The sequence below is a fragment of the Bradyrhizobium lablabi genome, from assembly GCF_001440475.1.
Lineage (GTDB): Bacteria > Pseudomonadota > Alphaproteobacteria > Rhizobiales > Xanthobacteraceae > Bradyrhizobium > Bradyrhizobium lablabi.
This window is the reverse complement of sequence record NZ_LLYB01000123.1, coordinates 91,051-99,708: the sequence shown is the minus strand read 5'-3', so window position 1 is coordinate 99,708 and position 8,658 is coordinate 91,051. Positions and strand designations below refer to the sequence as shown.

Here is an 8,658-nt window from a genome sequence, read left to right as displayed (position 1 = left end):
CCCCAGCCCGCTGCAAAACCCCGCCAGCCCGCCAATGCCGACCGCGATAGCTGCGTGGTCCTTGCCACGATAACGCCAGCCGGAGAGCAGAAGCAGCAGCAGCGCGAATACGAAGACGGAAATGATCCAGCGGGTTGTTACAGGCTCCAGCCGGCTGAGGAAGTATGTCCCGATGGGCACGCCGATCAGCGCGCCAAGCGCCATGATCGCAGTAGCCTTGCGATCGGCCTTTTCCCACGCATTCGGCAGCAGTGGCGCGGCCGCGACGAAGTCGATGATCAAAAGCAGTGCTGCGACCAGCCGCGGGTCGGCGATCGAGCTCGCGAGCGGCATGAAGATCAGCGCCGAGCCGAACCCGGAGAAACCCCGCGCCGTTCCCGCGATGAAGGCGACCGCGCAGATCGCCATCGCCGCGTTGAGGCTGACGTCAGCCGGAATGAGGTCCGCCGGACTCATGCGGCATCATCCCCGCAACGTGCCGCCGGTCTTCTTCGTTACCTCGGCCACGATCTTCGCCGCCACCGCATCGATCTCCTGATCGGTCAGGGTCTTCTCGCGCGGCTGGATCGTCACGGCGATCGCGACCGACTTTTTGTCGGGATCGATGCCTTTGCCTTCGTAGACGTCAAACACGGAGACATCCGTGATCAGCTTCTTGTCGACACCCTGCGCCGTGCGGACGATGTCACCGGCCTTCACGCCGCGATCGACAATGAAGGCAAAGTCGCGCGACACCGGCTGGAACGCGGAAAGTTCGAGCACCGGCTTGGCGCGGGTCGGCTTCTTCTTGGCCTCGGGAATACGGTCGAGGATCACCTCGAACGCCATCAGCGGGCCGTCGGCGCCGAGCGCTTCCAGCGTGCGCGGATGCAACTCGCCGAAATAGCCGAGCACGTTCTGCGGTCCGATCTGGATCGTCCCGGAGCGTCCCGGATGCAGCCAGCTAGCGCCACCGGGCACGATCTGCAGCGCCTGCATCGGCGCGCCGGCGGCAGCCAGCACCGCGAACGCATCCGCCTTGGCGTCGAGCGCATCGGCCTGGGCGGAGCCGGACCAGTGCCGGCCCATGCCCTTCGCGGAGGCGAATCCGTGGCGCACACCCGAGGCGGCAACGAACTGGTTTTCGGGCTTGTCGCCCTTGAACACCTGACCGACCTCGAACAGCGCGACATCGGAATAGCCGCGATTGGCGTTGGCCTGGGCCGCGGCGACGAGACCCGGCAGCAGGCTCGGCCGCATGTCGGAGAGGTCGGAAGCGATCGGGTTGGCGAGCACCAGCTCCGCCTGGCCGCCGCCGAACAATTCGGCGTGCGGTTTGGAGATGAACGACCAGGTCACAGCTTCCACCATGCCGCGCGCGGCCAGCGCGCGCTTGGCACGCCGGGTGCGGGACTGGATCGTGGTCAGCACCGGCTTGCGGGCGTCGTCGCCGCGCTCGAACGGCGTCATCGGCACCTTGTCGACGCCGACGATGCGGACAACTTCCTCAACGATATCGGCCTTGCCGTGAACGTCGGTGCGCCAGGAAGGCACCGCGATCTTCACCACCGGACCGTTGCCGGCGACCATGAAGCCGAGATGGACGAGGATGCGCCGCATCTCGACCAGCGGCACTTCGATGCCGGCGAGGCGCTTCACTTCACTCAACGGGAAGTCGATGATGCGGTCGTCGCCGAAGGCGTTGCCGACGACCACGGTCTCCGACGGCGCGCCGCCGCATAGCTCCATCACGAGCTTGGTCGCAAGCTCCAGCCCCGGCACCATGAACGCCGGGTCGACGCCGCGCTCGAAGCGGTAGCGTGCATCCGAATTGATGCCGAGCTTGCGTCCGGTCTGGGCGATGTTGATCTCGTTCCACAGCGCCGATTCGATCAGTACGTCGGTCGTGTTCTCGTCGCAGCCGGAAGTCTCGCCGCCCATGATGCCGGCCAGCGATTCGACGCCGTGCTCATCCGCGATCACGCAGATCGAGGGATCGAGCGTGTAGGTGCGGCCGTCGAGCGCCAGCAGGCTTTCGTCTTGCTTGGCGCGGCGCACGGTGAGATTGCCCGTCACCTTCTTCGCGTCGAACACATGCAAGGGACGGGCGCGGTCGTAGGTCATGAAGTTGGTGATGTCGACCAGCGCGTTGATCGGGCGCAACCCGATCGAGGTCAGGCGCTTCTGCAGCCATTCCGGCGAGGGGCCGTTCTTGACGCCGCGCACCAGCCGCAGCGCAAAGCCCGGGCACAGCGTGGCATCTTCCACCGTCACCTTCACCGGGCAGGGGAACTCGCCCTTCACCGGCTTGATGCCGGGATCGATGAACTTGCCCATGTCGGCGGCGGAAAGATCGCGCGCGATGCCGTGCACGCCGGTGCAGTCCTGGCGGTTCGGCGTCAGGTTGATTTCGAGCACGGGATCGCCGAGGCCGGCCCATTCGGCATAGCCCTTGCCGATCGGCGCATCGGCCGGCAGCTCCATGATGCCGTCATGGTCTTCGGAAATCTCGAGCTCCGCCGCCGAGCACAGCATGCCGCGGCTTTCGACGCCCCTGATGGTGCCGACGCCGAGCGTGATGTTCTTGCCGGGGATGAACGTGCCGGGCGGCGAAAACACGCTGACGAGGCCGGCGCGCGCATTCGGCGCCCCGCACACCACCTGCACCGGCGCAGCACCGTTGCCGGTATCGACCATGCAAACCCGCAGGCGATCTGCGTTCGGATGCTGCTCGGCCGAAATCACCCGCGCGATCGAAAACGGTGCCAGCGCCTTTGCCTTGTCCTCGATGCTCTCGACCTCGAGCCCGATCATGGTGAGCTTCTCGGCGAGCTTTTCCAGGGGCTCGTCGGTGTCGAGATGTTCCTTCAACCAGGAGAGCGTGAATTTCATGGGTAGATTCCTAGAAAACCTCAACCAGCCGGAAGCGTTCGCACATCAGCATCATGTCTTCGCGAAACTTGCCTTGCCGGCCGAAATAAGTGCGGTGCGCTCGCCGCCAATAATCGAGGCTGCGGTCGCCTTCGCCTTCTTCATGGGCAAAGGCGGCGTCCACTTCGGGGAAGCGGCGGTAGGTGACTTCGATCGTTTCGATCACGCAACGCGGTTCGCCGCTGCCGTCGCGCACGATCCAATGCTCGCCGGGCGTCGGCGTATTCGGCTCGTCTTCGGTCGAGCAGGTCGCGGTCTTGACGCCCTTGATCACGAGGTCGAGCAATTCGTCGGCAAGCTTCGGTCCGTCGCCGAACGCGAAGGATCGCAAACCCTGATATTTCTCAGGGACAGCATTCACGTGCTCAGTCCCCCCGCGAGCGTCGGGACGTCGAGCGGCTTGAAGCCGTAGTGATTGAGCCAGCGCACGTCACTCTCGAACAACTGCCTGAGATCGGCGATGCCGTATTTCAGCATCGCGATACGGTCGAGGCCCATGCCCCAGGCAAAGCCCTGGTAGACGTCGGGATCGATGCCGCAGGCGCGCAGCACGTTCGGATGCACCATGCCGCAGCCGAGAATTTCGAGCCAGTCCTCGCCTTCGCCGAAACGGATCTCGCCCTTGTCGCGCCGGCACTGGATGTCGACCTCGAGCGACGGTTCCGTGAACGGGAAGAACGACGGGCGGAACCGCATGTTGATGTGGTCGACCTCGAAGAACGCCTTGCAGAACTCGTGCAAAATCCATTTGAGGTGGCCGAGATGCGAGCCCTTGTCGATGACGAGGCCTTCGACCTGGTGGAATTGCGGCGTATGGGTCGCGTCGGAATCGATGCGATAGGTGCGGCCCGGGCAGATCACGCGGATCGGCGGCTTCTGGCTCAGCATCGTGCGCACCTGCACCGGGGAGGTGTGGGTGCGCAACAGCATGCGCGAACCGTCTTCCTTCGGGTTGAAGAAGAACGTGTCGTGCATCTCCCGCGCCGGATGGCCTTCCGGGAAATTCAACTTGGTGAAGTTGTAATCGTCGGTCTCGATATCGGGACCTTCGGCGATCGCAAATCCCATGTCGGCGAAGATGGTGTTGACCTCCTCGAAGACCTGGCTCAGCGGATGGATGCGGCCCGCTTCCGCGGCTGATTCGCGCAGCGGCAGCGTAACGTCGATGGTCTCGGAGGCCAGCCGGGCATCGAGCGCGGCCGATTTCAGGACATCGCGGCGCGCGGCGAGCGCCTGGGTGACCTTGTCCTTGGCGAGGTTGATCGCCGCGCCCTGCGTCTTGCGCTCGTCCGGCGACATCTTGCCGAGGGTGGCGAGCAGCGCCGAGATCGAGCCTTTCTTGCCGAGCGCTGCGACGCGGACGGCTTCGAGGGCAGCTTCATCGCCGGCGGCGGCGATATCGTCGAGAACAGACTTTTCGAGTGTGGCGAGGTCGGACACGGTCAAATCTCTTTCGCAAAAGGCCGCCGGGTTGTCGCCGCTCGGGGGCCAAAACGTCAAGCAAAAAGCCCGTCAAATGTGGGCCCGGTGGCCAGGCAGCCTTGAACCAATTCACGCGGGGCCGCACCAAGATGAGTTCGATCAAGGGAGCTCAAGATGCGTTTTGGACCCGGGATGGCCGTTCTGGCCCTCGTTCTAGCGTTTGCCGCACCGGCCGCCGCCGAAGATTGTCCGGCGAAGTCGAGGGACGAGGTCACGGCGTCGATCAAGGCGGCTCCGAGCTGCAAGCGCGCCATGCAGATAGCCTCGGCCTGCTCGGGCGGGGCCACCGGCGACGTCGGGCTTACCGACGCCGTCGAGGAGAGATGCGAGGGTGACTTCCTGGCCCGCCTCAAGGCATCGCAGAAGCGGGCCTACCAGCGCGAGAAGGATGCCTGCGACCGAAAGTTCAGCCACGAAGAGGGCACCATGTACATCTCGTTCGCGGCGTTCTGCCGGGCGAAGGTCGCCCAGCGTTATTCGCAACGTGCGATCAAAGCCAAATAGACCGGCCTCAGGCCGCGAGCGCGGCCTTGGCCTTTTCGGCGATTGCCTGGAACGCCGCCGGCTCGTTGATGGCGAGATCCGACAGCACCTTGCGGTCCACCGTGATGCCCGACTTCGACAGGCCGTTGATGAAGACGCTGTAGGTCATGCCGAACGGACGCACGGCCGCGTTCAGGCGCTGGATCCAGAGCGCGCGGAAGGTGCGCTTCTTGCGCTTGCGGTCGCGGAACGCGTACTGCCCGGCCTTCTCGACGGCGGCCTTGGCGGCGCGGATGGTGTTCTTGCGGCGGCCGTAAAAGCCCTTGGCGGCCTTGTAGACTTTCTTGTGCTTGGCGTGAGCGGTCACACCGCGTTTGACGCGAGACATGACTGTAATCCTTGATCAGAAATGAGGTGACGGGATTGCCGCGCGGGCGCGGCTCGGCTGTGATGGCGTGAACGCGATCAGGCGTTCGNGCAAGAAGTACTTCTTGACGTTGTCGCCGTCGGTCTTGAACAGCACGCGGGTNGCCGCGGAGCTGACGAATCTGCTTCTTCGTCCGCTTGATCATGCCGTGGCGCTTGCCGCGCTGGGCGTGCATCACTTTGCCGGTGGCAGTCACCTTGAAGCGCTTTTTAGCGCCTGACTTGGTCTTCAGCTTGGGCATTTGGCTCTCCTAAAGGCCGCAACACGAAAACGCCCGCGAAGGCGTTGTGCCGGCTAAAATGCTCGTTAGAGCGTTGAAAGTGCTCAGGTTTTCTCAGAAATCGAGGTAACCCGCACGGACATCGACACGGCAGCCCTTGATCAGCCGGGCGATGAAGGTCGGGCTTATGACAGAGGAAACGCCAAATGGCAACGATGAACCGCGGAAGGGGGTCCTGCAACTACCCGGAGATGTCGTTAACATATCCGGTCCGGAGCAGGAAAATGGTCTCGATTCGTCGATCGATTGCGGTCTCTCTCGCCGTTCCCCGCCTGCGCACACTGCGCTGGCTCCCGATTCTAGCCGCAATTGCCGCCGTGGCTGCGCCTCCATCCGCGGACGCCGCGATCCGCCGGAGAGCCGCAGGTGCCTATGACGGCATCTGGAACGTGGTTTTCGCCACCACCCGGGGCAATTGCAGTTCAGGCTACAGCGTTCCCTTCACCGTCATCGGCAGCCGGGTTTCATCGGCCGGCGGCGGCAGGGTTTCGGGCTCGGTCAGCCGGGGCGGCGCGGTTGCGGTCCATGTGTCAGTCGGCGCGTCCAGAGCGAGCGGCGGCGGCCGGCTTATGGGCAGCTACGGCGCGGGCTCGTGGCGCGGCATCATCACCGGTGACTACTGTAGCGGCACTTGGCAGGCGACGCGGAGTTAGGCGACAGGTCCGTAGCCCGGATGGAGCCAACGGGGCGCGCATTCGCGCAACCCGTTGGCTCCATCCGGGCTACGGAATCGTGCAAATAAAAACGGCCCGCCGGATCATCCGACGGGCCGCTTTCAATTCCAACTAACCCAACTCAGCGCGGCGCCAGCACCATCACGACCTGGCGGCCCTCGAACCTGGCGTCCTGCTCGACCTTGGCGAATTCGGCGACGTCGGCCTTCACCTTGTCCAGCAGCTTGGTGCCGATCTCCTGGTGCGCCATTTCGCGGCCCCGGTAGCGCAAGGTGATCTTGACCTTGTCGCCTTCCTCGAAGAACCGCTGCATCGCGCGCATCTTCACGTCGTAGTCGTGATCGTCGATCATCGGCCGCAGCTTGATCTCCTTGATCTCGACGATCTTCTGCTTCTTGCGGGCTTCGGCCGCTTTCTTCTGCGCCGAATACTTGAACTTCCCGTAGTCCATAATCTTGCAGACGGGAGGATTGTTGTTCGGCGAAATCTCGACGAGATCCATGCCCGCCTCGAGGGCCATCTTGATGGCCACCACGGTCTCGATGGTTCCGTGGTTGGTGCCGTTCTGATCGATCAGCTGGATCTGCGCGTTGCGGATATCATCATTGGTGCGCGGCCCGTCTTTGGTTGCAGCGGGCGGGGCTCTGTTGGGACGGCGAATGGGTAACTCTCCAAAGTTGTGAAAGGAAGGGCCGTAGTTTGAAGCAATATGCCGAAGACAGCAAGCGAACTCGCTCACTGCGCCCGAAAACCGTCAAATGCGAGGCATTTCGGTCACTTCAGCCAAATATAGACCGCCCGCCTGATCCGCAAGCGCCGGCGGTCCTCGCTTGACCGATCAGGCGTGCTCGCGGACAAAGCGGCAGGGCGAGAGTGACAGATCCATGACCAATTCAGCAGCAACCGAGCAGGAACCGGCCTTTATCGAGGTGGGGGAGGGTGATGGCCGTCGCCGCATCGCCGTGCGGGCCCGCGCCGGCAGCGGGCCCGGGCTGTTCTGGCTGGGCGGTTTCAATTCCGACATGAGGGGCACCAAGGCGCTGGCGCTGGACGCCTGGGCCGCGGAACACGGCCGGGCCTGCACCAGATTCGACTATTCCGGCCACGGCGAATCGGGCGGCGCCTTCATCGACGGCACCATCGGGCGCTGGCTGGAAGAGAGCGTTGCGGTATTCGAGCAGTTCGCCCGAGGCCCGCAGGTCGTAATCGGCTCGTCGATGGGCGGCTGGATGGCGCTGCTGCTGGCGCGGGCCATTGCGGGCCGCGATGCGAAACAGGCGAGTCTCGCAGGACTCGTGCTGATCGCGCCGGCGCCTGATTTCACCGAGCAGTTGATGTGGAACGGCTTCTCCGACGAGATCCGGCAGGAAATCATCACTAAGGGCGTGTGGATGCGGCCGTCGGAGTATGGCGACGGCACGCCCTATCCGATCACGCGCGCGCTGATCGAGGAGGGGCGCAATCACCTCCTGCTCGGCAGCGCCATCGAGGTCGGCTGCCCCGTTCGCATCCTGCAGGGCGCGCAGGATCCCGACGTGCCCTGGCAGCACGCCTTTGCGCTGGCACACCGGCTGCCGGCCGAGGATGTGGTGCTGACCATGATCCAGGACGGCGACCACCGTCTGTCCCGCCCGCAGGACATCGCGCGCATCATGGCCGCGGTGGCGGAGATGGGGTGACGGTTCTCTTCCTTCTCCCCTTGTGGGAGAAGGTGCCTTCGCGAAGCGAAGGCGGATGAGGGGGTTCTTTCCGCGGAGACAGNTCAATCGCGCTTCCGCGCGATTGATCCACCCTCTCCCACAAGGGGAGAGGGGAAGAAGCGCATCCGGGAGACATACGATGAACGCCACCACCATGCTCCGCTCTTTCTGCGATGCCGTCGAACAGCGCAACGGCCGTGCGTTCGCGGAATTGTTCACCGAGGACGGCGTCTATCACGACGTGTTCTACGGCGCGTTCGAAGGCCGGGCGAAGATCGCCGGCATGATCGAGGACTGGTTCTATCGCACGGCGACAGATTTTCGCTGGGACATGCACGATCCCGTCAGCGACGGCGAGACGCTCTATGCGCGCTACACGTTCAGCTACCGCTCGACGCTGCCGGAAGCGCAAGGCGCACGGGCGATGTTCGAGGGCGTCGCGATCATGCGGCTGCGCGACGGCAAGATCGTGGAGTATCACGAGGTCGCCAACACCGCGCCGGCTTTTGTCGACCTGAAATTTGCGCCGGAGCGGATCACAAAGATCGTCGCCAAGCAGGGCGCGGCGCTGAAGGCGCGGCCGGAGATGAAGCGGCATTTGGCCTGAGCGTCCATCTGTCCGCCGTCATTGCGAGCCAACGGGTCGCGCGAGCGCGCGCCCGATGACAGGCTCCGCGAAGCAACCCATCTGTCAGCGCACGC

Annotated in this window: 11 protein-coding genes; 4 read left to right on the top strand and 7 right to left on the bottom strand. The window is 64.2% G+C overall.

What is annotated here, in order from left to right:
- The 4 genes from CQ14_RS47265 to pheS form a co-directional block, all read right to left on the bottom strand.
- Positions 1–456, bottom strand: a 456-nt coding sequence (locus CQ14_RS47265) for a sulfite exporter TauE/SafE family protein (protein WP_245320747.1), incomplete at its 3' end; no start/stop codon positions are given.
- Between the two features lie 6 nt (positions 457–462).
- Positions 463–2,871, bottom strand: coding sequence for a phenylalanine--tRNA ligase subunit beta (gene pheT / locus CQ14_RS34370; protein WP_057862191.1), 2,409 nt, complete (start codon positions 2,869–2,871; stop codon positions 463–465).
- A 10-nt stretch (positions 2,872–2,881) separates the two neighbouring features.
- Positions 2,882–3,271 (bottom strand): ASCH domain-containing protein, encoded by a 390-nt coding sequence (locus CQ14_RS34365; RefSeq protein WP_057862190.1) that lies wholly within the window; start codon positions 3,269–3,271, stop codon positions 2,882–2,884.
- Positions 3,268–4,350, bottom strand: a complete 1,083-nt coding sequence (gene pheS, locus CQ14_RS34360; RefSeq protein WP_057862342.1) for a phenylalanine--tRNA ligase subunit alpha — start codon at positions 4,348–4,350, stop codon at positions 3,268–3,270. Before pheS ends, CQ14_RS34365 begins: the two co-directional genes overlap by 4 nt.
- Before the next feature lie 156 nt (positions 4,351–4,506).
- Between pheS and CQ14_RS34355 the strand changes: the two genes are divergently transcribed.
- Entirely contained in the window at positions 4,507–4,896 is a 390-nt protein-coding gene (locus CQ14_RS34355) for a hypothetical protein (RefSeq protein WP_063800461.1), read from the top strand.
- 7 nt (positions 4,897–4,903) lie between these two features.
- Here the strand turns inward: CQ14_RS34355 and rplT are convergent, their stop codons facing one another.
- Both rplT and rpmI read right to left on the bottom strand, forming a co-directional pair.
- Positions 4,904–5,263, bottom strand: coding sequence for a 50S ribosomal protein L20 (rplT, locus tag CQ14_RS34350; RefSeq protein WP_057834034.1), 360 nt, complete (start codon positions 5,261–5,263; stop codon positions 4,904–4,906).
- Between the two features lie 142 nt (positions 5,264–5,405).
- A partial coding sequence (gene rpmI, locus CQ14_RS42920) for a 50S ribosomal protein L35 (protein WP_245320763.1) occupies positions 5,406–5,543 on the bottom strand: 138 nt, incomplete at its 3' end.
- 263 nt (positions 5,544–5,806) lie between these two features.
- On the opposite strand from rpmI, the gene CQ14_RS34340 reads away from it, so the two are divergent.
- Positions 5,807–6,235, top strand: coding sequence for a hypothetical protein (locus tag CQ14_RS34340; protein WP_057862187.1), 429 nt, complete (start codon positions 5,807–5,809; stop codon positions 6,233–6,235).
- A gap of 142 nt (positions 6,236–6,377) precedes the next feature.
- Here CQ14_RS34340 and infC read toward each other — a convergent pair whose 3' ends face one another.
- Positions 6,378–6,917, bottom strand: coding sequence for a translation initiation factor IF-3 (gene infC / locus CQ14_RS34335; RefSeq protein ID WP_057834032.1), 540 nt, complete (start codon positions 6,915–6,917; stop codon positions 6,378–6,380).
- A gap of 223 nt (positions 6,918–7,140) precedes the next feature.
- On the opposite strand from infC, the gene CQ14_RS34330 reads away from it, so the two are divergent.
- Both CQ14_RS34330 and CQ14_RS34325 read left to right on the top strand, forming a co-directional pair.
- Complete coding sequence (locus CQ14_RS34330) at positions 7,141–7,935, top strand: alpha/beta hydrolase (RefSeq protein WP_057862186.1); 795 nt, start codon at positions 7,141–7,143, stop codon at positions 7,933–7,935.
- 160 nt (positions 7,936–8,095) lie between these two features.
- On the top strand, positions 8,096–8,563 hold the full coding sequence (locus tag CQ14_RS34325) for a nuclear transport factor 2 family protein (protein ID WP_057862185.1): 468 nt from the start codon (positions 8,096–8,098) through the stop codon (positions 8,561–8,563).
- Positions 8,564–8,658 lie beyond the last annotated feature (95 nt).

Coding starts and splice junctions, on each gene's coding strand:
- CQ14_RS34325 (WP_057862185.1), top strand. CDS start 8,096: ATGAACGCCACCACCATGCTCCGCTCTTTCTGCGATGCCGTCGAACAG.
- rplT (WP_057834034.1), bottom strand. CDS start 5,263: ATGTCTCGCGTCAAACGCGGTGTGACCGCTCACGCCAAGCACAAGAAA.
- CQ14_RS34330 (WP_057862186.1), top strand. CDS start 7,141: ATGACCAATTCAGCAGCAACCGAGCAGGAACCGGCCTTTATCGAGGTG.
- pheT (WP_057862191.1), bottom strand. CDS start 2,871: ATGAAATTCACGCTCTCCTGGTTGAAGGAACATCTCGACACCGACGAG.
- CQ14_RS34355 (WP_063800461.1), top strand. CDS start 4,507: ATGCGTTTTGGACCCGGGATGGCCGTTCTGGCCCTCGTTCTAGCGTTT.
- CQ14_RS34340 (WP_057862187.1), top strand. CDS start 5,807: ATGGTCTCGATTCGTCGATCGATTGCGGTCTCTCTCGCCGTTCCCCGC.